The sequence below is a fragment of the Noviherbaspirillum sp. Root189 genome, assembly GCF_001428545.1.
GTDB lineage: Bacteria > Pseudomonadota > Gammaproteobacteria > Burkholderiales > Burkholderiaceae_D > Noviherbaspirillum.
Map to the genome: position 1 here is coordinate 50,359 of NZ_LMHZ01000056.1, position 25,377 is coordinate 75,735.

The 25,377-nt window shown below is 54.2% G+C and carries 23 protein-coding genes and 4 tRNA genes; 26 read left to right on the plus strand and 1 reads right to left on the minus strand.

Annotated elements, in window-relative coordinates:
- Positions 1–98 precede the first annotated feature (98 nt).
- From ASE07_RS23050 to ASE07_RS23125, 16 genes are all read left to right on the plus strand, one after another.
- A complete protein-coding gene (locus tag ASE07_RS23050; protein ID WP_057293432.1) occupies positions 99–359 on the plus strand; it encodes a glutaredoxin family protein in 261 nt (86 codons plus the stop codon).
- A gap of 165 nt (positions 360–524) precedes the next feature.
- A complete protein-coding gene (gene lepA, locus ASE07_RS23055) occupies positions 525–2,318 on the plus strand; it encodes a translation elongation factor 4 (protein WP_057293168.1) in 1,794 nt (597 codons plus the stop codon).
- Positions 2,315–3,226: a signal peptidase I gene (lepB, locus tag ASE07_RS23060; protein WP_057293169.1), complete on the plus strand. Its 912-nt coding sequence runs from the start codon at positions 2,315–2,317 to the stop codon at positions 3,224–3,226. Before lepA ends, lepB begins: the two co-directional genes overlap by 4 nt.
- A gap of 25 nt (positions 3,227–3,251) precedes the next feature.
- Entirely contained in the window at positions 3,252–3,641 is a 390-nt protein-coding gene (locus ASE07_RS23065; protein WP_057293170.1) for a DUF4845 domain-containing protein, read from the plus strand.
- A 36-nt stretch (positions 3,642–3,677) separates the two neighbouring features.
- Entirely contained in the window at positions 3,678–4,667 is a 990-nt protein-coding gene (rnc, locus tag ASE07_RS23070) for a ribonuclease III (protein WP_057293171.1), read from the plus strand.
- Positions 4,664–5,566 (plus strand): GTPase Era, encoded by a 903-nt coding sequence (gene era, locus ASE07_RS23075; RefSeq protein ID WP_057293172.1) that lies wholly within the window; start codon positions 4,664–4,666, stop codon positions 5,564–5,566. Before rnc ends, era begins: the two co-directional genes overlap by 4 nt.
- 45 nt (positions 5,567–5,611) lie before the next feature.
- Positions 5,612–6,472 carry a DNA repair protein RecO gene (recO, locus tag ASE07_RS23080; RefSeq protein ID WP_057293173.1) on the plus strand — a complete coding sequence of 287 codons (861 nt, stop codon included), beginning with the start codon at positions 5,612–5,614 and terminating at the stop codon, positions 6,470–6,472.
- Between the two features lie 14 nt (positions 6,473–6,486).
- Entirely contained in the window at positions 6,487–7,254 is a 768-nt protein-coding gene (gene pdxJ / locus ASE07_RS23085; protein ID WP_057293174.1) for a pyridoxine 5'-phosphate synthase, read from the plus strand.
- Complete coding sequence (gene acpS / locus ASE07_RS23090; protein WP_057293175.1) at positions 7,251–7,643, plus strand: holo-ACP synthase; 393 nt, start codon at positions 7,251–7,253, stop codon at positions 7,641–7,643. The genes pdxJ and acpS overlap by 4 nt, the downstream gene beginning before the upstream one ends.
- A complete protein-coding gene (gene nagZ, locus ASE07_RS23095) occupies positions 7,640–8,692 on the plus strand; it encodes a beta-N-acetylhexosaminidase (protein WP_057293176.1) in 1,053 nt (350 codons plus the stop codon). Before acpS ends, nagZ begins: the two co-directional genes overlap by 4 nt.
- A 15-nt stretch (positions 8,693–8,707) precedes the next feature.
- Positions 8,708–10,564 (plus strand): excinuclease ABC subunit UvrC, encoded by a 1,857-nt coding sequence (uvrC, locus tag ASE07_RS23100; RefSeq protein ID WP_057293177.1) that lies wholly within the window; start codon positions 8,708–8,710, stop codon positions 10,562–10,564.
- 83 nt (positions 10,565–10,647) lie between these two features.
- Positions 10,648–11,223 (plus strand): CDP-diacylglycerol--glycerol-3-phosphate 3-phosphatidyltransferase, encoded by a 576-nt coding sequence (gene pgsA, locus ASE07_RS23105; protein WP_057293178.1) that lies wholly within the window; start codon positions 10,648–10,650, stop codon positions 11,221–11,223.
- 231 nt (positions 11,224–11,454) lie between these two features.
- A tRNA-Gly gene (locus ASE07_RS23110) sits at positions 11,455–11,530 on the plus strand.
- A gap of 91 nt (positions 11,531–11,621) precedes the next feature.
- Positions 11,622–11,697, plus strand: a tRNA-Gly gene (locus tag ASE07_RS23115).
- Between the two features lie 110 nt (positions 11,698–11,807).
- A tRNA-Cys gene (locus tag ASE07_RS23120) sits at positions 11,808–11,881 on the plus strand.
- A gap of 496 nt (positions 11,882–12,377) precedes the next feature.
- Positions 12,378–12,893: a DUF2383 domain-containing protein gene (locus ASE07_RS23125; protein ID WP_156396929.1), complete on the plus strand. Its 516-nt coding sequence runs from the start codon at positions 12,378–12,380 to the stop codon at positions 12,891–12,893.
- 241 nt (positions 12,894–13,134) lie between these two features.
- Here ASE07_RS23125 and ASE07_RS23130 read toward each other — a convergent pair whose 3' ends face one another.
- Positions 13,135–13,449 carry a BON domain-containing protein gene (locus ASE07_RS23130; protein ID WP_057293180.1) on the minus strand — a complete coding sequence of 105 codons (315 nt, stop codon included), beginning with the start codon at positions 13,447–13,449 and terminating at the stop codon, positions 13,135–13,137.
- Between the two features lie 567 nt (positions 13,450–14,016).
- Here ASE07_RS23130 and ASE07_RS23135 point away from each other — a divergent pair.
- The 10 genes from ASE07_RS23135 to ASE07_RS23180 all read left to right on the plus strand — a co-directional run bounded on the left by ASE07_RS23135 (position 14,017) and on the right by ASE07_RS23180 (position 25,358).
- Positions 14,017–14,109 (plus strand) — tRNA-Leu (locus ASE07_RS23135).
- 570 nt (positions 14,110–14,679) lie between these two features.
- On the plus strand, positions 14,680–15,060 hold the full coding sequence (gene gcvH, locus ASE07_RS23140) for a glycine cleavage system protein GcvH (RefSeq protein ID WP_057293181.1): 381 nt from the start codon (positions 14,680–14,682) through the stop codon (positions 15,058–15,060).
- 115 nt (positions 15,061–15,175) lie between these two features.
- Positions 15,176–18,043, plus strand: coding sequence for an aminomethyl-transferring glycine dehydrogenase (gene gcvP / locus ASE07_RS23145; protein WP_057293182.1), 2,868 nt, complete (start codon positions 15,176–15,178; stop codon positions 18,041–18,043).
- A 71-nt stretch (positions 18,044–18,114) separates the two neighbouring features.
- Entirely contained in the window at positions 18,115–19,494 is a 1,380-nt protein-coding gene (locus tag ASE07_RS23150) for an L-serine ammonia-lyase (RefSeq protein WP_057293183.1), read from the plus strand.
- Between the two features lie 32 nt (positions 19,495–19,526).
- Positions 19,527–20,651 (plus strand): glycine cleavage system aminomethyltransferase GcvT, encoded by a 1,125-nt coding sequence (gcvT, locus tag ASE07_RS23155; RefSeq protein WP_057293184.1) that lies wholly within the window; start codon positions 19,527–19,529, stop codon positions 20,649–20,651.
- Between the two features lie 9 nt (positions 20,652–20,660).
- Complete coding sequence (lipA, locus tag ASE07_RS23160) at positions 20,661–21,641, plus strand: lipoyl synthase (RefSeq protein ID WP_057293185.1); 981 nt, start codon at positions 20,661–20,663, stop codon at positions 21,639–21,641.
- Between the two features lie 49 nt (positions 21,642–21,690).
- The gene (locus ASE07_RS23165; RefSeq protein ID WP_057293186.1) at positions 21,691–22,218 is read left to right on the plus strand and encodes a hypothetical protein; all 528 of its coding nucleotides are present in this window, start codon (positions 21,691–21,693) and stop codon (positions 22,216–22,218) included.
- A gap of 181 nt (positions 22,219–22,399) precedes the next feature.
- Positions 22,400–22,819: a DUF1178 family protein gene (locus tag ASE07_RS23170; protein WP_057293187.1), complete on the plus strand. Its 420-nt coding sequence runs from the start codon at positions 22,400–22,402 to the stop codon at positions 22,817–22,819.
- A 195-nt stretch (positions 22,820–23,014) separates the two neighbouring features.
- A complete protein-coding gene (locus ASE07_RS23175) occupies positions 23,015–24,211 on the plus strand; it encodes an acyl-CoA dehydrogenase family protein (protein ID WP_057293188.1) in 1,197 nt (398 codons plus the stop codon).
- A 7-nt stretch (positions 24,212–24,218) separates the two neighbouring features.
- Positions 24,219–25,358: an acyl-CoA dehydrogenase family protein gene (locus tag ASE07_RS23180; protein ID WP_057293189.1), complete on the plus strand. Its 1,140-nt coding sequence runs from the start codon at positions 24,219–24,221 to the stop codon at positions 25,356–25,358.
- Positions 25,359–25,377 lie beyond the last annotated feature (19 nt).

Here is a 25,377-nt window from a genome sequence, read left to right on the forward strand (position 1 = left end):
TGTCAGTCGCCCATATCGGCCTAGGCGTTATACTGGAACGTACCAAGTATCGAACCTGTGGTTGGAATAACCCTCTACCTGGACAGGCGTAAAACGTGATTCATTTCACCCTGTATTCCCGCTCGTACTGCCATCTCTGCGACGATATGCTCGAGGCCTTACAATCCCTGAGTAGTGAATATCCGTTCACAACAGAAATCATTGACGTCGATACCGACGAGGCACTGATTGCGCAATTTGATGAACTCGTTCCTGTTCTGTTTGGTCGGAAAGGCCAAGGCGATGCGATCGAACTCTGCCATTATTTTCTTGACGAGCATAAGGTAAGGGAATTTCTGGTTACGACGCCTCAGGCCTGAGCATTTCGAAACAGACCTCTCTGCATCTTTCCGAGGCAGTTTTACGGGCTTTCCCCTTCGAAATCCGGTAAAATGCCCCACATCGAACAACCTTCTGTCATAAGGCGCTCGCTTAGGGGCTAACCCCTTGCTCAGAGCGCCTTTTTTGTAGTTGCAACTTAGTCAATGGACAACATTCGCAATTTTTCCATCATCGCGCATATCGATCATGGCAAATCAACCCTCGCAGACCGCATCATCCAGATTTGTGGAGGTCTGTCGGACAGGGAAATGGAAGCGCAAGTCCTCGACTCCATGGATCTCGAGCGTGAGCGAGGTATTACCATCAAAGCCCAAACCGCAGCCCTGTCGTACAAGGCACGCGATGGCAAGGTCTATAACCTCAATCTGATCGACACCCCGGGTCATGTCGACTTCAGCTATGAAGTCAGCCGCTCGCTGTCGGCATGCGAAGGCGCGCTGCTTGTCGTTGATGCCTCCCAAGGCGTCGAAGCACAGACAGTGGCGAACTGCTATACGGCGCTGGACCTCAACGTTGAAGTCGTCCCCGTCCTGAACAAGATTGATCTTCCATCCGCAGACCCGGAAAACGCGATCAGTGAAATTGAGGACGTGATCGGGATCGACGCTACTGATGCAGTGCGCTGCTCGGCCAAGACCGGTTTGGGTGTCGAAGATGTGCTTGAGTCTTTGATCGCAAAAGTGCCGCCGCCGAAGGGCGATGCGAGCCAACCCTTGCAGGCACTGATTATCGACTCCTGGTTTGACAATTATGTTGGCGTGGTGATGCTGGTAAGGATCGTCAACGGAACCCTGCGGCCGAAAGACAAGATTTCGCTGATGGCAACCGGAGCTCAGTACCTCGCTGAAAGCGTGGGCGTGTTCACGCCGAAATCGTTGGCAAAGGAGTCCCTGTCTGCCGGTCAGGTCGGCTTTGTCATTGCCGGCATCAAGGAGTTGAAGGCGGCACGCGTTGGCGACACCATTACCCTCGCATCCAAGCCTGCTACCGAGCCGCTCCCTGGCTTCAAGGAAGTGCAGCCGCAGGTATTTGCAGGTTTGTTCCCGGTTGAGGCGAACCAGTATGATGCTCTGCGCGATTCACTGGAAAAGCTCAAACTCAACGACGCGGCTCTGCAATACGAGCCTGAAGTGTCGCAAGCGCTGGGCTTCGGTTTCCGTTGTGGCTTTCTCGGTTTGTTGCACATGGAAATCGTGCAGGAGCGCCTCGAACGCGAGTTCGACATGGATCTCATCACGACGGCACCGACTGTAATTTATGAAGTCGTGCAGCGTGATGGCAGCATCATCATGGTCGACAATCCGTCGAAGGTGCCGGATCCCTCCAAGATCGAAGAGATTCGGGAGCCTATCGTCACGGTCAACCTGTACATGCCGCAGGAGTATGTCGGTTCAGTGATCACGTTATGCACGCAGAAGCGTGGCGTGCAGATCAACATGACCTATCACGGCAAGCAAGTCATGCTGACCTATGAAATGCCGATGGCGGAAATCGTTCTCGACTTTTTTGACAAACTGAAGTCCACTTCACGCGGCTACGCGTCGATGGATTACGAGTTCAAGGAATATCGTGCTGCCGATGTGGTGAAGGTCGACATGTTGATCAACAGCGAAAAAGTCGATGCACTCGCCATCATCGTGCATCGTGCCAACAGTCAGTACCGCGGTCGAGCGGTAGCTGCGAAAATGCGCGAACTGATTCCACGCCAGATGTTCGACGTCGCGATTCAGGCCGCCATCGGTGCCAATATCATCGCGCGCGAAAACGTCAAGGCGATGCGCAAGAACGTTCTGGCCAAGTGCTATGGCGGCGACATTTCGCGTAAACGTAAATTACTTGAGAAGCAGAAGGCAGGTAAGAAGCGGATGAAACAGGTCGGTGCGGTTGAAGTGCCTCAGGAAGCATTCCTGGCGATTTTACAAGTGGAAGATAAATGAGTCTGCAAGCGATTCTCGGCAATTTTGCGTTAATCCTTTTCATACTGACCATCGCGACAGGAATTATCTGGTTCCTGGATGTGTTCCATTTCTCCCGCGTACGTCGCGCAAAGGCCGATCAGGCGTTGGCCGAGTTCGATGCCCGGCATGCCAAGCTAAAAGCCGATGGCATCAAAACTGACGATAGTGGTCGCGCGAAGATTGAAGCGGAGATTCTTCGGCAGCCCACATGGATAGAGTATTCCGGAAGTTTCTTCCCTGTGATCGCATTGGTATTTTTCCTGCGATCCTTTCTTTATGAGCCGTTCAAGATCCCGTCCAGCTCGATGGTGCCGACGCTTGTCATTGGAGACCTGATCCTGGTGAATAAATTCACGTACGGAATTCGGCTTCCGGTGATCAATAAGAAAATCATCAGCATCAACGACCCACAACGCGGTGATGTAATGGTCTTCAAATTCCCCAAGGACACATCTCTGGACTACATCAAACGTGTTATTGGCGTTCCCGGTGATAAAATCGTCTATAAAAACAAACGTTTAACTATCAATGGTAAAGAAGTTTCTTATCAACCTCTACCAGATTATCTTGATGAAGAACATTTGAGCTACTCAAAGCAATACGTCGAACAGTTGACAGGAGTTCAACACAAGATTCTGAATGACGACAGGGCTCCAGCGTATGTACAAAACCCGGATCCTTTTCCGATGCACGACCGTTGTACATATAACCTAGAAGGCTTCACCTGTACCGTCCCCACTGGACATTACTTCATGATGGGTGATAATCGGGATAACAGCCTCGATAGTCGTTATTGGGGATTTGTGCCAGATGAAAATATTGTTGGAAAAGCTTTTTTTGTATGGATGAATTTCAGCAACATTCGTCGGATCGGTAGTTTTCAGTAAATAATTCGAAACTAGGGAGCGGAGAATGAGGGTACGCACGTACACACGCGACGTAGAGCGCGGTTTGTCGTTGATTGGGTTTCTATTCGTTATTGTCATTGTCGCAATGCTGGCGGTCTTGGGCCTGAAGGTCGTGCCCACGGTAGTCGAGTATTCAGCAATCAAGAAGGCAATTGTGACTGCAAAGAACAGCGGAACGACTGCCCGTGAAATTCAGGATTCTTTTGAAAAGCAGCGCACGACAGCGTATATCGATTCGGTTAGCGGCAAGGATCTTGAAATTATCAAGACCGGTGATGGATTCGATGTCAGCATCGAATATGAGAAACGTATTCCCTTAGTCGGGCCTGCTAGCCTGGTCATTGACTATGTAGCCTCCACAGGCAAGGGACCGGCCGCAGAAACGGCGCAGTAATAAGAAGTACCAAGAGGAATTAGGCGACGGAGCGAGATGGATTTCAAGTTATTGCAAGATCGGCTGGGCCACACGTTCAAGGATGCTGCTTTATTGCAGCAAGCCCTGACACATCGCAGCCACAGCAGCGTGCATAACGAGCGGCTGGAGTTTCTTGGGGACTCCGTGCTGAATTGCGTCGTCGCCTCGCTTTTGTTCGAACGCTATAACAAGATCGACGAAGGTGATTTGTCCCGGCTTCGCGCCAACCTCGTCAAGCAGCAGTCGCTGTATGAAATTGCTCAACGTCTTGAGTTGTCGCAGTTCCTGCGACTCGGCGAAGGTGAACTGAAATCGGGCGGCTTCCGACGTCCTTCGATTCTTGCCGACACCCTGGAAGCCTTGTTTGGGGCAATCTTTCTCGACGCTGGTTTCAACGCGGCCCGTGATGTAATTCGCTCGCTCTACATACCCATTCTCGATACCGTCGATCCAAAAACCTTGGGCAAAGACGCCAAGACTCTGTTGCAAGAGTATTTGCAGGGCAAAAAATTGGCCTTGCCACAATACAACGTCGTTGCGACGCATGGCGCGGCGCATAATCAGGAATTTGAAATTGAGTGCCTGGTCCCGAAGCTTGATATTCAGGTGTTCGGCACGGGCGGCAGTCGTAGGGCAGGTGAACAGGCAGCCGCTAAATTGGCCCTGGAAGCTGTACAAAGCGCGCTTGTGAAAACAACCGCGTCGGGGCGCAAGGCGCGTCCCCGTGCTTCACAGCTGAAACTTGCAGGAATCGCCACGATCCAACCTGATGCCCCCGTCGAAGAAGAAGCGCGAAAACCCGCCAAGATTTCTGCCAAGTCTGATCACAAGGTGGAATCCGGTGCAGAGGCAAAGACGGATACAAAGCAAAGCAGGCTGGATTTAAAATCTGATAGCAAAGCCGAAAGCGCACCTGTTGATGGCAAAAATACCGGCACATCGGCACAACCCAAAGGCAGTACAACTGGTCAGAACACAGCATCACCTGAATCGAAAACTGCATGACATTACCTGACGCTTCTCCCGGTTTCCGATGCGGTTATATCGCCATCGTTGGCCGTCCCAATGTCGGTAAATCGACACTCATGAACGCCTTGATCGGCGCCAAAGTCAGCATTACGTCGCGCAAAGCGCAAACGACGCGTCATCGAATTACCGGTATCCAGACCAAGGAGTCTGCGCAGTTTGTCTATGTCGATACGCCAGGCTTCCAGACGCGACACGCGAATGCTCTCAACAAGACACTCAATAGAACGGTGACCAACACCTTGACGGCTGCTGACGTCATTCTGTTCATCATTGAGGCAGGGACGTTCGGACAACCTGATAAGCAGGTGCTTGACCTCTTGCCCGCCAATGTTCCGTGCATACTTGTCATCAACAAGGCCGATCGCATGAAGGACAAGGCGGTCATGATGCCTTTTGCCCAGCAAGTGGCTGCGCAGCGTGACTTTACCGCCATTGTTCCGGTGTCAGCCAAGCAGCGCTTTCAACTTGATATCCTTGAAAAGGAAATCGAAAAGTATTTACCCGAAAATGCGCCGATGTTTGGAGAAGACGACATCACGGACCGCAGCGAGAAGTTTCTTGCAGCAGAAATTATCCGGGAAAAAGTATTTCGCTTCGTCGGCGATGAGCTACCTTACACCAGCACTGTTCTTATTGAAAAGTTCGAGGAAGAAGGTGACCTGCGCCGTGTCTTCGCAGCGATTCTGGTAGAACGCGACGGACACAAGGCAATGGTTATCGGTCAAAAGGGCGCTCGTCTGAAAGAAATCTCGACGCAGGCCCGGCTTGATATGGAAAAACTTTTTGGCGGTCCAGTCTATCTTGAAATTTGGGTAAAGGTGAAATCCGGCTGGGCGGATAACGAAGCCGGCCTGCGCGCCTACGGTTACGAATAACCTGACTTGCGCCTCGTCCGGGCGCCGACTCCAAACCGATACCTGATGTCCCTGCCATCAACACATGTCGATGAACAACCGGGTGACGACACTGCTCAAACCGCTTCGTCTGTCCCGGCGACCATAGATCAGGCACCACAAACTAGCCGGGGACGACGTACCGCAACGGCAGAAAGACGCCGTCCGGCGGAAAAGGAGACCCGCATCACGGGTCAGCCGGGTTTTGTCCTCCACAGTTATCCCTATAAAGAAACGAGTCTGATCGTCGACGTATTTACACGCGACTACGGCCGTATAGCACTGGTTGCCAAGGGGGCCAAACGTCCACATTCGAAACTTCGTGGTGTACTGCAGACTTTCCAGCCGTTATCCGTGGGATGGACAGGAAAATCCGAAATTCGTACGCTTACTGAAGCTGAATGGATTGGCGGTCTCTTGCCATTGGAGAAGTCAGCACTGCTTTGCGGCTTTTATCTCAACGAGCTGCTTGTCAAACTGCTTGCCCGCGATGATCCGCATCCGGCGTTGTTCGATCACTATGTATCGACCCTGAACCAGCTTGCCCACGATGAGCCACCGCCAATTGTGCTCCGTAAATTTGAGCGGGCCCTATTGAAGGAAACCGGCGTCGGCGGCAGATTGAGTATTAATGCACTGTCCGGTGAGCCGGTTAGTCCTGACGAGACGTACGTCGTCGACCCGGAGCGGGGTCCTCGTCATGCGCTTCCTGCGGATACCTTTCCACGTGTTTCAGGCAAGACCCTGATCGACATGGAAGGCGAGGACTATTCCGATGCGACGACTCAGTTGCAAAGCAAATTCCTGATGCGCTTCTTGCTGTCGCATCACCTAGGCGGTACGCCGCTCAATACGCGGCAAATTCTGTTAGATTTGATGCAACTTTAGTCCTTGCCTTTGCCATGAGCCTCCTACATCCCCATACACCCGTCATTGACCTTGGCGTCAATATTGATCATGTCGCAACCGTTCGTAATGCGCGCGGAGCCGTTTATCCAGATCCGGTTCAGGCCGCCCTGCTGGCGGAAGAAGCCGGCGCCGACTGCATTACCTTGCACCTGCGTGAAGATCGAAGGCATATTCGCGATGCCGACGTCGAAGCGATCCTTCCGCAACTCCGTACGCGTATGAATCTTGAGTCCGCCGTGACCTCGGAAATGCTGGACTTCGCTTGCCGCATCAAACCCCAGGATGTCTGCCTGGTTCCGGAGCGACGCAACGAGGTGACGACGGAAGGAGGCCTTGATGTCGTCAAGTACTTTACCGATGTCCAGGCGGCCGTTCGCCAATTGCAGCGCGAAGGAATCCGGGTCAGCCTCTTCATCGATCCGGACGCGACGCAAATCAAGGCGGCAGCCGAATGCGGAGCGCCGGTGATCGAAATCCATACCGGCCGCTATGCGGATGCGACGGTCGACACTGAAATCCAGCATGAATTGGAGCGCGTCCAGCGGGCAGTCCTGGAAGGAATGCGTTATGGGCTGAAGGTGAATGCCGGACATGGCCTTCACTACACCAACGTACAGGCCATCGCTGCGATCGCGGAAATTGCAGAACTCAATATCGGCCACGCGATTGTTGCGCAATCCATCTTTGTCGGCTGGCAGAATGCCGTCAAGGAAATGAAGGCAATCATGATTGCAGCACGCCTTGGTATTCACAAGAAATGATCTACGGCATCGGAACCGATATTATCCAGATTTCCCGGATTGAATCTGCTCTGCAACGGCACGGTGAACGTTTTGCCTCTAAGATTCTCGGGCCCGAAGAACTGGAAAAATATCGGCGCAGAAAAGACAAGGTAGAAGCAAGAGGCATACGATTTCTTGCAACGCGTTTTGCGGCGAAAGAAGCGTTTTCCAAGGCGATCGGCCTCGGTATGCATATGCCCATGACATGGCGCTCGATGCAGACGTTGAACGCGCCAAGCGGCAAGCCTGTCGCAGTACTAAGTGGTGCGCTGAAAGAATTTATGGAAACGAATGGATTGACTGCGCAGGTATCGCTTACCGATGAGGCAGAATACGCAGTCGCCTTTGTCATTGTGGAGAAGACATGAGTGTAAAGGGAGCAAACGGCGGGCTTGGGCCAGTCATGCTGGATGTAGTCGGCAAGACGCTGACAGATGAGGACATTCGCCGTATCCAGCATCCATTGACCGGTGGCGTAATTCTGTTTGCCCGGAATTATGAAAACCGCCGACAGCTGACCGCGCTGACGGAAGCAATTCATGCGGCTCGTCCCGGCGTCTTGATCTCGGTCGACCATGAAGGCGGACGCGTTCAGCGTTTCAGAACGGACGGCTTTACACGCCTGCCGGCGATGAGAAAACTAGGGGAGCTGTGGGATACGAATGTGCTTGAAGCGATGCGCGCGGCGACGGATGTCGGCTTCGTCCTCGCGACTGAGTTGCGTGCCTGCGGAATAGATCTTTCTTTCACGCCAGTGCTTGACCTCGACTATGGCGAGTCCGGTGTCATTGGCGACCGCTCGTTCCACCGTGATCCTCGTGTCGTCACCGCACTCGCAAAAAGCCTCAACCATGGATTGGCGCTCGCAGGCATGGCAAACTGCGGCAAGCACTTTCCGGGACATGGCTTCGTCAAGGCCGATTCGCATGTTGATATTCCCGTGGACGAGCGCAGTCTACAAGAAATCCTCACAGATGACGCTGCTCCTTATGACTGGATAGGGATGAGCCTGACCGCCGTCATGCCAGCTCACGTCATCTTCCCCAAGGTCGACAAACACCCGGCTGGCTTCTCAAGAAAATGGCTAACAATGTTGCGAGAGCAGTTTGGTTTCCAGGGAGTCATTTTTAGTGATGACCTCAGTATGGAAGGCGCGAGCGTTGCCGGTTCCGTCGTCGACGGTGCGACGGCTGCATTGACGGCAGGCTGCGATATGGTCCTGATCTGTAATTCGCCGGACAAGGCCGACCAGTTGCTCAACGGGCTCAAGCCTGAATCCGGCGCGGGCAGTTCTGCCTCGTCCGCGCGCATTGCCTCGCTTGTACCGCAGGGCAGGGCGATGGACTGGGAGACGTTGCAGCAGGACCCTCGGTATCGTGCGGCAAGGCAAACCGCACAGTCGCTGGTGGGTGATTAAGAAAGAGTTCTACCGATGTCCGACATTCCAGCACCTGATCCGCGGGCGGTCGTCCTCGAGACAGTCGCCAAGCTGCCGCACCTGCCTGGTGTCTATCGGTATTTCGATGCCGATGACAAGCTGCTGTACGTCGGGAAGGCGCGCGATCTCAAAAAACGTGTGTCGAGTTATTTTCAAAAGAATCTTGCCAGTCCGCGCACCGCCATGATGGTCGAGCGTATAGCCCGTCTTGAAACGACGGTCACGCGGAGCGAAGCAGAGGCCTTGCTACTTGAAAATAACCTGATCAAGACGCTTCAGCCTCGCTTTAACATCCTTTTCCGAGATGACAAGTCCTATCCATATCTGAAAATCACCGCGCAGGAAACACCGCGCATGGCTTATTACCGCGGCTCGGTTGATAAAAAGAATCAGTACTTCGGCCCGTTTCCCAGTGCCTGGGCCGTCAAGGAATCCATGCAGATCCTGCAGAAGGTGTTCCAGATCAGGACCTGCGAGGATACGGTATTTGCCAACCGTACGCGTCCCTGCCTGTTGCACCAGATTCAACGCTGTAGCGGTCCCTGCGTCAACGCAATCAGCAAGGAAGACTACGCGCTCGATGTCGAAAATGCGGCGAAGTTTCTGCGCGGCCGCCAAAAGGAAGTCCTGGAAACCCTCGAAAAAAAGATGCACGGCTTCGCTGAAGAACTAAAGTTCGAGCAAGCTGCGGCAGTGCGTAATCAGATCACTGCATTGTCTCGCGTGCTTCACCAGCAGACCATGGAAACTGTTGGTGACGCCGATATCGATATTATCGCGGTTGTCGTCCAGGGTGGCCGTGCCTGCGTCAATCTGGCCATGGTCCGTGGAGGCCGTCATCTCGGCGATCGCGCCTATTTTCCGACGCATGTTGACGACGCGATTGCGACGGCAGAGGGTTCGGTAGAGATCGAGGTAGTGAAGGCATTCCTCGCGCAGCATTACATTGATACCTTCATACCGTCGGTACTCATCCTGAACATCGAGCTGGATGAGCCGGCGCTCATGATGGCGCTCATGGAGCAATGTGGTCATCGGATCTCGCTGGTCTTCCAACCCCAGGGGCAACGGCGCCAATGGCTCGAAATGGCACAAAAGGGCGCTGAAATTGCACTTGCACGCCTCTTGTCCGAACAAGGGTCACAACAGGCTCGCACGCGAGCACTCGTCGAAGTGCTTGGTCTCGACGTCACTGACATCGAGACCGTGCGCATCGAATGCTTTGATATCAGCCATACCCAAGGCGAGGCTACTCAGGCATCTTGCGTGGTATTTCATCATCATGCGATGCAAAATGGCGAATACCGTCGCTATAACATCCACGATATTACGCCCGGCGACGACTATGCCGCGATGCGTCAGGTCCTGATGCGCCGTTACGAGAAAGTGGCAAACGGAGACGGCATCATGCCAGATATTGTTTTGATTGACGGAGGCAAGGGGCAGGTAGAAATGGCTCGCCAGGTATTCAGCGAGCTCGGCCTCGACATCAGCCTCATCGTTGGCGTCGCGAAAGGCGAAGGCCGCAAGGTCGGACTCGAAACACTGGTGTTTGCCGACGAGCGGACGCCACAGGAATTGGGCAAAGAGTCCGCCGCGCTCATGCTCATCGCTCAGATTCGCGATGAGGCGCACCGCTTTGCCATCACGGGTATGCGCGCCAAGCGTGCGAAGGCACGACAGACGTCTCGTCTTGAAGAAATTGAAGGCATCGGTGCCAAACGCCGTCAGAAATTGTTGGCGCGGTTTGGCGGTTTGCGCGGCGTTGCAGACGCGAGCATAGAGGACCTTGCATCCGTTGATGGCATCTCCCGACAGCTTGCCGAAGAGATCTACAAGCAATTGCATTAGCGCTGTGTCGGATTCCAGTCGGTAATTCATTGCAGTCAACGCAAGTTCCACGCGATAATCGCGGTAAATTACAGGCGCCGACTATGCCACTCAATATTCCTATTTTACTTACCTGGTTGCGCGTTGCGCTCATTCCCCTTGTGGTGGGGGTATTTTATTTGCCAGATGATTGGCTGACTCCCTACGCAAAGGGGCTCGCCTCGACAGTAGTCTTTATTGTGGCCGCAGTCACAGACTGGTTCGATGGCTTTCTTGCGCGTCGCTGGAATGAAACCTCTGCCTTTGGTGCGTTTCTCGACCCGGTTGCCGATAAATTGATGGTCGCTGGTGCTTTACTGGTATTGGTTGAGTTTGATCGCGTCAATGCGGTAGTGGCTTTCATCATCATTGGTCGTGAGATCGCCATTTCCGCTTTGCGCGAATGGATGGCCCAACTGGGGGCGTCCAAATCCGTAGCGGTCAGTTCGCTGGGTAAGATCAAGACTATGGCGCAGATGGTCGCAATTCCCATGCTGCTGTTCAGCGACATGCTGTTTGGCGTAATTGATACGCGCGTGCTGGGGGCTTGGCTGTTACTGATCGCAGCTGTCCTTACCGTATGGTCAATGTTCTATTATCTGCGCAAGGCCTGGCCTTTGATCAAGGAAAAGGCAGGATGAATATCTGGGACACGATCATTCTTGACCGTACCCGAGAATAGCTGTGAACCCGCGCTGTATTGACTCTTGAGCGGCAAAACGAAAGGCAAATCTGCGGCGTACTACGGGTGACAATCGATCAGCTGAGACAGTGAGTCCCGATGGCTATATGACGGAGTTTCATGCCTTTGTACCAATTGCCAACGGTTGACAAACATCTCTAATCCTCTATAATGCGTGTCTGTTGTGAACGCGGGAGTAGCTCAGTTGGTAGAGCGCAACCTTGCCAAGGTTGAGGTCGAGAGTTCGAGACTCTTCTCCCGCTCCAGAATCCGAAAGGAAGCTGACCTAGCTTCCTTTTTTATTTCACAGGATTTCGATGTCCCGATTTCCTTAGTGAAGTAAGCCATGCAGCATATGCGGGAATAGCTCAGTTGGTAGAGCGCAACCTTGCCAAGGTTGAGGTCGAGAGTTCGAGACTCTTTTCCCGCTCCAGTTTTTGAAGAGGACAATTAATTTGTCTTCAGGCGCGACAGACCGCTTCGATTTCACCGGTCTGATCTAAAAAGCGCCGTTTGAGTTTTGTAGTTAAAATATCACTCCATGGCGGGGTAGCAAAGTGGTTATGCAGCGGCCTGCAAAGCCGTTTACGCCGGTTCGATCCCGACCCCCGCCTCCAAATATTTAATGGGTTAGCTATTGATAGCTAACCCATTTTCATTTCAGGCGTCCGTTATGATAGGAGAGGTTTTACCTCCTCGGCGTTTGTATGCTTTCGAACCATCCTCGCGATTTCTATAAGGTCGCACATACATCCTCTGTGTAAAAAGCCAGCGATAATCACGAGACTCTTTGCTGTTTTATGGAAGACATGCGTGATTCGTGATTGCGCAGGGCCTGTAAGCCTTAATATGGCTTGACCATCCGGGCGTAGCAGCAAATGTTGGGGCTGTCCCGTCGCCTCCATACGGCTCATCGCCTAAACAATCTCCGCAAGGGCATACTGAATCGTGACATGAAGGAATTTCCTTCCGGCTTACACGTGGTGAAGTCGCCAAAAAGATCGCAATTCATCAATCCACGGCGAACAATCCATTTCACATTTTTGTCAAAAAGCTGTGCGTTGATAAGTTGCGATGCTGAAGATTTGGGGTGCAGGCAGGTATTAACGAAGCATGGACACTCTGTTCTTAAATGTGCACGGTGCATCGGGTTGCTCATCACCGTGGAGATCTCATGAGGAGGGCAATATGTTGCTCAGGAACGATGTGCAGGTCGCCTTGAACCAGGTCGAGGAACTCTGTATTGAAGCCTCGGACCACTTCGCGGGCAGTGCCAAACGTTCCGACGATATAGTACTTAGTGAAGAGTTCGAATCACTGGCCGGACGCCATAATGAACTCGCGCTTGAAATCGCCGAAGAACTGCGCCGTATGGACGACCTCCCGAAAATGCCTGATCCGGACCGCGAGGCCGCAGTAGAAGTATTAAGTGCGGTAAAAGAGTTCTTTTCAGGTGATACCCAGGCAACCATGCTGGAAGAACTCATCATCACGGAAACAAAACTGGCCGACGCTGCAAATGCAGCTTTAAAGACAACCACATCGGCCAACGTGGAAAAATTACTTCTTAAGGCACAGGCCTTGGCTGAGGCAGCCAAGCAGCGTCTCGCCACAATTTCAGCCCGTTGAATCGCGATCGATTGTCATATCGCACAGGAGCCTTACGTACAGCTTGCGCAATGGCCATTCGGGTATTGATGCCACAGCCCTAACCAGGACTGACTGCAGGAACCAGCACGCATGCTGTACCTCCCGAAGTGCTTGCAATAGCACTTACGGTGCGAATTGTGTCTGCAGTAGCTTTACATTGCTACGCCATTGTTTCCATCCTGTAGCCGTTACAAGGCCGTACCTTGGCGTAGCAAACTGATCACTGCCGCTTTTTGAGTTCGAGATTATTGACAACTCGGCTGACTCCAGACACGCCCATGGCAGCTTTTGCTGCACTGGCACGTTGCTGTTCGGAATCGACGAAACCGGCAAGCGATACCACTCCCCGATAGGTATCAATGTTAATCATTGCGGCCTCGCCAACCCCGGCCGTTTTTGCGATCTCCGTCTTTACGCGTGCAGTAATGGCAGCGTCATCCAACGCCTGCCCGGTGGAACGCGAAGTTTGCGTTGGTGCACAAGCGGCAATGAACAGGGATAAGAGTAGGGGAAGAACGAGTTTCAGGATGTTCATTGGATTTCCTCTTTAGTATGCGGGCGTCCGTATGTATTAAACGGCTTAGTCCCATTGATTGAAACGGAAATGTCCCTCTCGGGTCGTCTCTCAGTTGCATTTTTCATACCCAATACTCAACTCTGGGCGATTAGCCTTTCAGCGAGCAACTGAAGCGATGGATGCGCCGGAGTCAAATAAAAACAGGCTGTTGTACTAAAAAAATTACACGCTCTTGTAATTTATATTTGGCGGAGCATGTTTCTGGGAAACCAACATCGTTCCGGATGCACGTTGGCCAATCCGGTTTAAACCGGTATGACTCTGCCGAGCATTTCTTCAACATGAAGATTTCCGCTTCGACGAATTGATTGGGGCTTCGTCAACAACATGTCGCTATGCTACAATTCGACCTGCTTTTGATGTGCAAATGAAGGCGAAAGGCGCATTGAGGGGATGGTAAATAACCCTTTGATTTGTAAGACACGCCAAGGCTTCCAAAGCCATTTCAGCCGAGCTGGTCTGGTTTTTTCCAAAAAGCGCTACGTGCGCTTTTTTTACATGTGCAGCGGATTACGGCTGTATCGTGCCCGAGTGGTGAAATTGGTAGACACAGCGGACTTAAAATCCGCCGCTTACCCGAGAGGGGGCGTACCGGTTCGATTCCGGTCTCGGGCACCAATTATTTTCTTCGACCAAGTCAGCAAAACATACTTGGTGCTACGAAGTCTCCATCTCTAGCTCCTACTTAAACCATCGCGTGGCTCTGCCTCCGATGCACTTCATTCATCCGCGACAACGTAGCAAGTCTATTGACCGGACAATCTTATTGACAGGTAAAGGGAGTGCGGTGAAGACCTTCTTCGTGTCAAATCGGTATTTCTTAATATTAATTAAGCGGACCAAGAAATAACCTCCTTTTTGATATTTGGCAACTTGGCTTGCGCCACCAATGCAAATTGTTGCGCGTCTTTTAAGAATAAAACAATTAGGCTCAATACTTTATATTTCGAAAATATTAACCTCTGTCTGTTTAAAAAATTAAATGTTTAATCCATCTGATTGAATACAATAAAAACATAGAACCCTCTAAAATTTTCCTCAGAATCAAGAACGCCAAGACGCAGATGCGGCTCAAAAACAAGCAATCTCAGCGCCTTATCGCACGCGCCGAGCTTGAAAGGCAGCACGCATCGGTCTTGAAGCGTTTCATCACAGATCACTTCCTCACATTTTTCCGGAGATAAGCAAATGGCAAAGACCTTCTATACACAGGAACACGAGTGGCTGCGCGTTGAAGACGACGGTGTTGTGACGGTTGGCGTTACCGACTACGCACAAGACCACCTCGGTGACCTCGTGTATGTGCAACTCCCGGAAGTGGACAAGGAATTCGTCAAAGGCGAAGAAGCTGCGGTAATCGAGTCGGTGAAGACCGCCGGCGAAATCCTGATGCCGGTCGCAGGTATGGTGACGGCAGTCAATGAAACGCTTGGCGACGAACCAGGCAAAGTCAATGAAGATCCGATGGGTGAGGGCTGGTTCTTTAAATTCAAGGCGAGTGACACTGCGGCACTTGACGATCTAATGGACGAAGCCGGATACAAGTCGTATATCGAAACGCTAGGCTGATTTGCCTCCATCGCGCTGTCAAAGGGGCAGCGCCTGCTTCAATGGGCATGACAGGCCGGCAAACCCCGCTGGCCCGACGCCGTCAACTATTTTATTTAAGCTTTGAGAGGTAACCATGACTCAGAAACGCGCTGCGTTTGAAACATTGCAGCAGCACTCAGACTTCATCGACAGGCATATCGGACCGGCGCAGGCCGACCAGAACGACATGCTTGCCGAACTCGGTTTCGAGTCCATGGATGCTTTCATCAAAAAGGTTGTTCCAGGCACCATCCTGACGAATCAGGCACTCAATCTGGATGACGCGCGTAGCGAACCTGAAGTGCTGGACGAGCTCCGCAAGATTGCGGCACGCAACAAGGTATACAAGTCCTACATCGGAATGGGTTACTACAACACCCATACGCCAAACGTCATCCTGCGCAACCTGCTGGAAAACCCCGCCTGGTACACGGCCTATACCCCTTATCAGCCTGAAATTTCACAAGGGCGCCTTGAAGCATTGATCAACTTTCAGACCATGATCTCGGATCTGACCGGTCTGGAAATCGCCAACGCGTCCCTGCTGGATGAGGCGACTGCTGCTGCAGAAGCAATGACCTTTTGCCAGCGCGTTTCCAAAAGCAAGAGCAAGATCTTCTTCGTATCGCAGGATTGCTTTCCGCAGACGATTGACGTCGTTCGTACGCGTGCCGAACCGATCGGTGTCGACGTAGTGGTCGGTGATCCTCAAACTGCGCTCGACCAGATTGATTGCTTCGGCGTACTCCTGCAGTATCCGGCGCTGAACGGTGAAGTCCATGACTATGCGGCGACTGTCGCGAAGGCACATGCCAAAAGCGCGCTGGTGGTCGTTGCGGCCGATTTGCTGGCATTGACGCTTCTGAAACCGCCTGGAGAATTCGGCGCCGATGTCGCCATTGGCTCTGCACAGCGTTTTGGTGTACCACTCGGTTATGGCGGCCCGCATGCCGCATACTTTGCGACACGCGATGCCAATAAGCGCCTGATGCCAGGGCGCGTCGTCGGCGTGTCGATTGACAGCCACGGCGATAAAGCATACCGGCTTGCCTTGCAGACGCGAGAGCAGCATATTCGACGTGAGAAGGCGACCAGCAATGTTTGTACTGCGCAGGTATTACTCGCCAATATTGCAAGCATGTACGCGGTCTATCACGGTCCACAAGGCTTGCAAACGATCGCCCAGCGCGTGCACCGTTTGACGGCTGCGTTCGCACACGGCTTGCGTACGCTGGATGTCAACGTACGCACCTCGGCTTTCTTCGACACACTGACAGTACACACGGGTACCCGCACGGGCGACGTACACGCTGCCGCACACGACCGTTCGATCAACCTGCGTGTCGTTGACAATGAAACTGTTGGCGTTTCCTTCGATGAAACGACAACTCCCGCGGACGTGGAAATATTGTGGGAGATTTTTGCGGGCGGCAAATCCATACCATCGTTCCAGGCCGCCGAAGCCGAAGCCGAAGCCGCCGATTATATTCCTGCGGAGCTGGTAAGGCGTAGCCCATATCTGACGCATCCGGTATTTAACAGCCATCACTCCGAAACGCAGATGCTGCGTTACCTGCGCGCGCTGAGCGATAAGGATCTGGCGCTGGATCGCACCATGATTCCACTGGGGTCGTGCACCATGAAGCTCAACGCGACCACCGAAATGATCCCGGTGACCTGGCCGGAATTTGGTGGATTACATCCCTTTGCTCCGCTTGATCAGGCGGAGGGATACCAGCATCTCATCAAAGAACTTGAAGGAATGCTGGTTGCATGCACAGGATACGACGCTGTGTCATTGCAACCTAATGCCGGATCGCAGGGTGAATATGCAGGCTTGCTGGCGATTCGTGCCTACCATCAGAGCCGTGGAGAAGGTCATCGCAATGTCTGCCTCATTCCAAGTTCTGCCCACGGTACCAATCCGGCAACCGCGCATATGGCGGGCATGCAAGTGGTGGTTGTGCAATGCGACGAGCGTGGAAATGTGGATGTGGCGGACCTGAAGTCGAAGGCGGAAAAACATGCGGCGGATCTCGCGGCGATCATGATTACCTATCCATCGACGCACGGCGTGTTTGAAGAAGCGGTGGGTGAAATCTGCGACATCGTGCATGCGCACGGTGGTCAGGTCTACATCGACGGCGCCAACATGAACGCGATGGTCGGACTCTGTGCGCCAGGTAAGTTTGGCGGTGACGTCTCGCACCTCAACCTGCACAAGACCTTCTGCATTCCGCACGGCGGCGGTGGTCCGGGTGTCGGTCCCATCAGCGTCAAGTCGCATCTCGCGCCGTTCCTGCCAGGGCATGCGATGCTGGAGAGCCACGTCGGCCCAGTCTGTGCGGCACCATGGGGAAGTGCGAGCATCCTTCCAATCAGCTGGACCTATATCAAACTGATGGGCCGCCAAGGTCTTAAGGAGGCAAGCCAGGTTGCCATTCTTAACGCAAATTACATTGCCAAGCGTCTCGCACCGCATTATCCGATTCTCTACGCGGGCGAAAATGGCATTGTTGCCCACGAGTGCATTGTCGACCTGCGGCCACTCAAGGACACCGGCATTACCGTGGATGATGTCGCCAAGCGCCTCATGGACTTTGGTTTCCACGCGCCGACCATGTCGTTCCCCGTGGCGGGAACTTTGATGATCGAACCGACGGAAAGCGAATCAAAGGATGAACTGGATCGCTTCTGCGAGGCAATGATTGCGATTCGCAACGAGATTCGCGCCATTGAAAATGGAGAGATTACAGCGGAAGACAGCGTGCTTCGACACGCACCACATACCGCGATGGACATCGCCGGTGAATGGGACCGGCGCTATTCGCGTGAGCAGGCTGTGTTCCCGGTTGCGTCGCTGCGCAGGGCGAAATATTGGCCACCCGTTGGGCGTGTCGACAATGTCTACGGGGATCGTAATCTGGTCTGCGCCTGTCCGCCTATGTCGGACTACGAATAAGCGCCTGCAGGCGCTCAGCAACAACCGGTGGTGCGGCCCAATGCGGCACCACTGAAAGGAAACGCGGCAAAATGGCAATCAGTGTATTTGAGTTGTTCAAGATCGGTATCGGGCCATCCAGCTCGCATACCGTCGGGCCTATGCGCGCCGCATTGCAGTTCGTCACCACACTGAAGGAAGACGGTCAGCTAGCCTCGGTCGCATCGGTCAAAGCCGAACTGTACGGTTCGCTCGGTGCGACAGGGAAGGGTCACGGCAGCGATAAGGCGGTCCTGCTGGGCCTGGAAGGACATGCGCCCGATCTGGTCGATACCGATCAGATTGATGCGATGCTGGCGTCGATACGGAGTACCGGAAAAATTCGATTGCTGGGCGAACGGGAAATCGCGTTCAACGAAAGAGAACACCTTTTGATGTACCGCCGCCAGTCCCTGCCATTCCACCCCAATGGCATGCGCTTTAGTGCTTATGACAGCACTGGTGCCGATCTGGCGGCCAAAGTCTTCTATTCGGTCGGCGGCGGCTTTGTCATTAACGAAGATGCCGCAGGGGCCGACCGCATTGTTCCTGACAACACCGCACTGCGCTTTCCGTTCCACAGTGGTGATGAACTGCTGGCTATGTGTCGCGAGAACAAGCTATCGATCAGCCAGCTGATGCTGGAAAATGAGAAGGCCTGGCGCTCCGAGCAGGAGACACGCGAAGGCTTGCTCCGTATCTGGCAGGTCATGCAGGATTGCGTGAAGCGAGGTTGCGAGCGGGAAGGGACCATGCCGGGTCCCCTGAAAGTCCAGCGACGTGCCGCCGAACTGTACCGGAGCCTTTCAAGCCAGCCCGAAGTCAGCTTGCGCGATCCACTCACCACGCTGGATTGGGTGAACTTGTACGCGCTTGCGGTCAACGAAGAGAATGCGGTAGGGGGGAGAGTCGTGACGGCACCGACCAACGGCGCTGCCGGCATCGTGCCCGCTGTACTGCATTATTACCATCGCTTTATCCCCGGAGCCAACGACGATGGCGTCATTCGCTTTCTGCTGACTGCCGGCGCCATTGGCATCCTTTACAAGGAAAACGCCTCTATCTCCGGTGCGGAAGTCGGATGTCAGGGCGAAGTTGGCGTGGCCTGTTCCATGGCGGCCGGTGCGCTTGCCGAGGCCATGGGCGGGAGCATTGAACAAGTCGAGAATGCGGCCGAAATCGGCATGGAACACAACCTTGGTCTTACCTGCGATCCGATCGGCGGACTGGTACAGGTACCCTGCATCGAGCGCAATGCCATGGGCTCCATCAAGGCCATCAATGCGGCGCGCATGGCGCTGCGTGGTAATGGACACCATTTCGTTTCCCTCGACAACGTCATCAAGACCATGCGCGAGACCGGCGCCGACATGAAAATCAAATACAAGGAGACTGCGCGCGGCGGACTCGCGGTCAATGTCATTGAATGTTGAGCAGGGCAGATCAATCATAAGGAAGACAATTCATGGACACCACAACAAAGCCTCTGGCACGCACGCCGCTCTACAACCTGCATTTGGAACTTGGCGCGAAAATGGTTCCCTTCGCAGGCTATGAAATGCCTGTCCAGTATCCGACCGGCGTTTTGAAGGAGCATGCGCATACACGGACGCAGGCAGGACTTTTTGATGTGTCGCACATGGGCCAGGTGCGTCTTGGTGGTGCGGACGCGGCCGCAGTGCTGGAATCCCTGGTGCCCGTAGATATTGTCGGCCTACCGGTCGGCATGCAACGCTATGCCATGTTCACCAACGAGCAGGGTGGCATACTGGACGACATCATGGTATCGAATGGCGGCGACCATCTGTTCGTCGTCGTCAACGCGGCGTGCAAGGAGCAGGATATCGCGCATCTCCACACGCATCTTTCCGACCGCTGTGACATCACTGTGCTTGGCGACCGGGCTTTACTGGCGCTACAAGGACCGGCAGCCGCAGCGGTCATGGCGCGACTCGCTCCGCAGACTGCCGCAATGATTTTCATGAATACCGGCAGGGTGACGCTGGCAGGCGCCGAATGTTTTATCAGCCGTTCCGGCTATACCGGTGAAGATGGTTTTGAGATTTCGGTACCGAACGATAAGGCGGAAGATGTCGCTCGTCTCCTGCTCGCACAACCCGAAGTCGCCCCGATCGGTCTCGGGGCCCGAGATTCACTACGGCTAGAGGCAGGGCTGTGCCTCTATGGTCACGACATGGATGCTACAACCACACCTGTCGAAGCGAGCCTGGGGTGGGCGCTGTCGAAAGCGCGCCGTGCGGATGGCGCAAGACCTGGCGGATATCCGGGGGCAGACATCATTTTGCGGCAGCTTGCGGAAGGCGTGCAGCGCAAGCGAGTCGGGCTGCTGGTCAAGGATCGCATGCCGGTGCGTGAAGGCGCCGAACTGGCAGACGGTAACGGCCGCATTATCGGCAAGGTCACCAGCGGCGGTTTCGGCCCGACGGTTGGCGGCCCAGTCGCGATGGGCTATCTTGAGTCGTCTTTGGCATCACCGGGTACCGCCCTGAATGCGATTGTGCGCGGCAAGCCGATCGCCGTTGAAGTGGCAAATACGCCATTCATCCCCCAGCGTTATTATCGTGGTTGAGGCAAGACAATGAACGACTCCAAGGCGACGGTGAAACCGGTCCAGGCCGGCGAAAAAATGCGCGGCGCGGAAAAGATGGCGCGCATTCCCATCAAAATCGTACCGACGGAGCCGGCACAGCTCCTGCGCAAACCGAAATGGATTCGTGCCGAGTTCACCGGCACGCGAGAAGTGCAGCGCCTTAAGGCCATCCTGCGGGAAAACAAGCTTCATACGGTATGCGAGGAAGCCAACTGCCCGAATCTTGGCGAGTGCTTCAAAGGTGGCACTGCGACATTCATGATCATGGGTGACATCTGTACGCGCCGCTGTCCATTCTGCGACGTCGGACACGGCAGGCCAAACGCGCTCGATCCGGAAGAGCCGCTCAACCTGGCACGCACCATTCAGGCGATGAACCTGAAATATGTCGTGATCACTTCGGTCGACCGCGACGATCTGCGGAATGGCGGCGCCGGGCATTTTGTCGAGTGCATTGAACAGACCCGAATCCACAACCCGGGCATTGTGATTGAAGTGCTGACACCGGATTTCCGCGGTCGCGTAGATCTGGCACTCCAGGTACTTGGCAAGGCACCGGCCGATGTATTCAACCACAATCTCGAAACGGTACCACGCCTGTACCGGCAGGCGCGTCCCGGAGCAGATTATCTAGGTTCGCTGCGGCTACTGCAGCGTTTTGCCGAACAGCACCCGACTGTTCCAACCAAGTCGGGGCTGATGCTTGGATTGGGCGAGACGCTTGAAGAAGTCGAGAAGGTCATGCGGGACTTGAGAGAGCATGGGGTTCGCATGCTTACACTCGGACAGTATTTGCAACCGAGTATTCATCACTTACCAGTTCAGCGTTATGTCACTCCCGACGAATTCGCTGCGTTGAAAGAGATTGGGGAACAAATGGGATTTACCCACGTTGCTTCTGGTCCCATGGTGCGTTCTTCCTACCACGCAGATCTGCAGTCAAAGTCGCTGCTGGCTGAAGCATCGTAGTTGTTTCACATGCATGCAAGGGTGCCGGTCCTCTCATTTGAGGTTCGTCGTGAAGGCACAGCGCTTCATTGCGGAAACGCAAATCGGCAAAAAATGCCCGATCTACCATGAAATCGGCTCCTTAAGCCTCCCAAGAAGTTTGCCCGCACCGCTTTGCCAGCCGTGCGGGCATTTTTTACAGCAACTGTTTCTCAAAAGCTTTTCGTTTGAGGAAAATCAAGCATTCCGTATGGAAAAGTTGTCAAAATTGCAGAGTTGGATTTTTCGTCAACTCACTCGCAAATACGGCGCCATGAAGAAAAAGTTTGATTCGGATGAAGTCATTGAGAGCTTGATTTCCGCGGCTTTGGGTGAGGGGGCGGGGGCTCGCGAGCGGCATCTCTATCGCGAAAGCCTGCGTAGTCTGGTAAGACTGGCGAAAGCGGAACAGGTTGTTGAGATCAAGGCAAGTGTCAAGCGTCTGACCGGCGCGATCGATAGCCAAAGCGCGCGCCGCCGTGCAAAGGCGATTCTTCTGGCCCAACAGCTTCCAGGTATATTGAGCAGCGCCCAGCAGAAATTCGAATTCAAGGATTGAAACCGTGAGAGCGCGTCCCAGCGCATTGCTGCGACTTATACGTTCCCGAAAAGAAGACGGTAGAATATTGCGCGGGGTAGTCTGACTACCTCCCGGGCCGGCAGTCTGCTGATGATGTATGCAGCAATCAACCAGGCATAGATCATAGTCGACTGTCGGCTAATTCAATTCTTGCGTATTCATGAAAGTCTATAACCTCTGCTGTGAATCCGGTCATCGTTTCGAAGGATGGTTTTCTTCGGAACAGGATTTCCACGCACAGACGGAGAAATCCCTCATCGCTTGCCCATTCTGCGACAGTCACGCTATCAGCCGGATGCCATCGGCACCGCGGCTGAACTTGTCGAATTCAGACTCGCAAGTTCTGGAAGACCCCGCACTGCAAGTCAAACTGGTCGAACTTATTCGCAAAGTCGTCGAAAGCACGGAAGATGTCGGTACGCGATTTGCAGAAGAGGCCCGTCGCATCCATTACAAGGAAACGACTGAGCGCGCAATTCGCGGCATCGCTTCAGTTGAGGAATTCCAGGAGTTGAGCGAAGAGGGTATTGAAGTGGTCCCGCTCCCCCTGCCTGTTCCGCCCAAGGAATCTGTTCATTAAGCAGGCATCGCAAACAGCACCTTCTGCGTCTGCCTTAACGCTCACCGTCTGAGCGTTCTGCAATACCCGTCCACCCAGAAATATCAACACCGCATGCTGCATTGCGCCGCATATTATTTCGGCACGTACGGAAATTCCGCTGTATAATCGTTTTAGAACGGTCGTGCTTTTTAGCCGGGATTACAAGGAGACAGCATGGATTTGAATTACACAGCGGAGGATTTGGCCTTCCGTGATACCGTTCGCGCCTTCCTGGATGCGAACTTGCCAAAAGACTTGCAGCAAAAAGTCCTCAACCACAAGCGTCTTTCGAAGGAAGACTTTGTCCGCTGGCACAAGATCGTCGCCAAGCAGGGTTGGGTGGGCACAGGCTGGCCGACCCAGTACGGCGGCACTGGCTGGAGTCCCGTGCAACGCCATATCTGGGAAGAAGAGTGCGCCGCCTATGGTACGCCGCCCATTCTCCCGTTCGGCGTCAACATGGTGGCGCCTGTCATCATGGCCTTCGGTAACGAAGCGCAAAAAAGTTATTACCTTCCCCGTATCCTGAATTGCGAAGACTGGTGGTGCCAGGGTTATTCGGAACCCGGTTCCGGCTCGGACCTTGCGTCGCTGAAGACACGCGCCGAGCGCCAGGGCGATCACTACATCGTCAATGGCCAGAAGACCTGGACTACGCTTGCGCAGCACGCAGACATGATTTTCTGCCTGGTGCGTACTGATCCGGCAGCGCGCAAGCAGGAAGGCATCTCCTTCCTGCTGATCAATATGCATACGCCTGGCATCACGGTGCGTCCGATCATCATGCTCGATGAAGACCATGAAGTGAATGAAGTCTTCTTCGACAACGTAAAGGTACCTGTCGAGAACCTGATCGGTGAAGAAAACAAGGGCTGGACCTACGCAAAATATCTGCTGGGACATGAGCGCACCAACATCGCCGCCGTCGGCCGCGCCAAGCGCGAAATGATGTTCCTCAAGCGTCTCGCGACCAAGGAAATGAAGAACGGCAAACCCTTGCTCGATGATCCGATGTTTGCCGCCAAGGTCGCCAGCCTAGAAATCGAAATCATGGCCCTTGAAATGACCGTGCTGCGCGTCCTGTCGCAGGAAAGCGCCAAGCGCGGCCCTGGACCGGAAGCGTCGATGCTGAAGGTCAAGGGTACTGAAGTGCAGCAGGCGCTGACAGAGTTGATGGTGGAAGCCGTCGGTCCGTATGCCTTGCCGTTCGACCGCGCCTATCTCGAAGGCGAGCACGAGCACGCGATCACTCAGGACGACGACGCGGCTCCGCTGGCACCGTACTACTTCAACTACCGCAAGACATCGATTTACGGTGGTTCGAACGAGATTCAGAAAAACATCATCACCCAGATGATCCTGGGACTGTGAGGCGGACATGGACTTTAATTACACACCAGAGCAGCAACAATTCAAGGATGCACTGCGCCGCTTCATCGACAAGGATTACACCTTCGAGCATCGCAAGAAAATCGTTCATTCGGAGCAAGGCGTATCGGACCAGGCATGGGGCACGCTTGTCGAGCTGGGCATGACTGCCTTGCCGGTCGCTGAAGAGCAGGGCGGCTTCAATGGTTCCGCGGTCGACATGCTGGTCGTGATGCAGGAACTGGGCCGCGGCCTCGTCGTCGAGCCTTACTTTGCAACCGTACTGGGCGCACAATTTTTGAAGCTGTCCGGTGGCCAGGAAGCGCTGCTCGAGCAGCTTGCAGGCGGTGGACTGAAACTGGCCGCCGCGCTTGGCGAAAAGCAGGCGCGTCACGACCTGTTCGACATCACCACCACAGCCAAGGCGGATGGCGACGGCTACATTCTGAACGGCACGAAGACAGTTGTGCTCCATGGCGGACAGGCCGACAAGCTGATCGTGTCCGCACGGTCCGGCGGCGGTCAGCGCGACACCGACGGTATTTCGCTGTTCCTGGTTCCTGCGGACGCAGGCGGTGTCACTCGCCGCGATTACCGTACTATCGATGGCCAGCGCGCTGCCGATATCGTTTTCGCCAATGTGCATGTTCCTGCTTCGGCATTGCTGGGCAAGGCTGGCGCAGGTTGGGACATTCTCGACGCGGCAGCAGACTATGGTCGTGCATTGCTGTGCGCGGAAGCAGTCGGCGCGATGGATGCACTGAATGCTGCCACGTTGGAATATCTGAAGACACGCCAGCAGTTCGGCGTGCCGATCGGCAAATTCCAGGCGCTGCAACACCGTATGGCGGACATGTTCATGCAGACGGAACAGGCGCGTTCGATGGCAACACTGGCAGCAGTGAAGGCCGAGTCGGGCGACGTCCAGGAGCGTCGCCGCACCATCTCCGCGGCCAAAGCGCGCGTTGGTCAGGCATTGAAGTTTGTCGGCCAGCAGGCAGTGCAGCTGCACGGCGGCATGGGTGTTACCGACGAACTGCCGGCGGCACATCACTTCAAACGATTGACGATGATCGAACTCACGCTGGGCGATACGGACCATCATCTGGCACGCTTCGCTTCCCAGCCTGATTTCAGGAACGCAGCGTAATCGTCAGGTAAACAGCCCA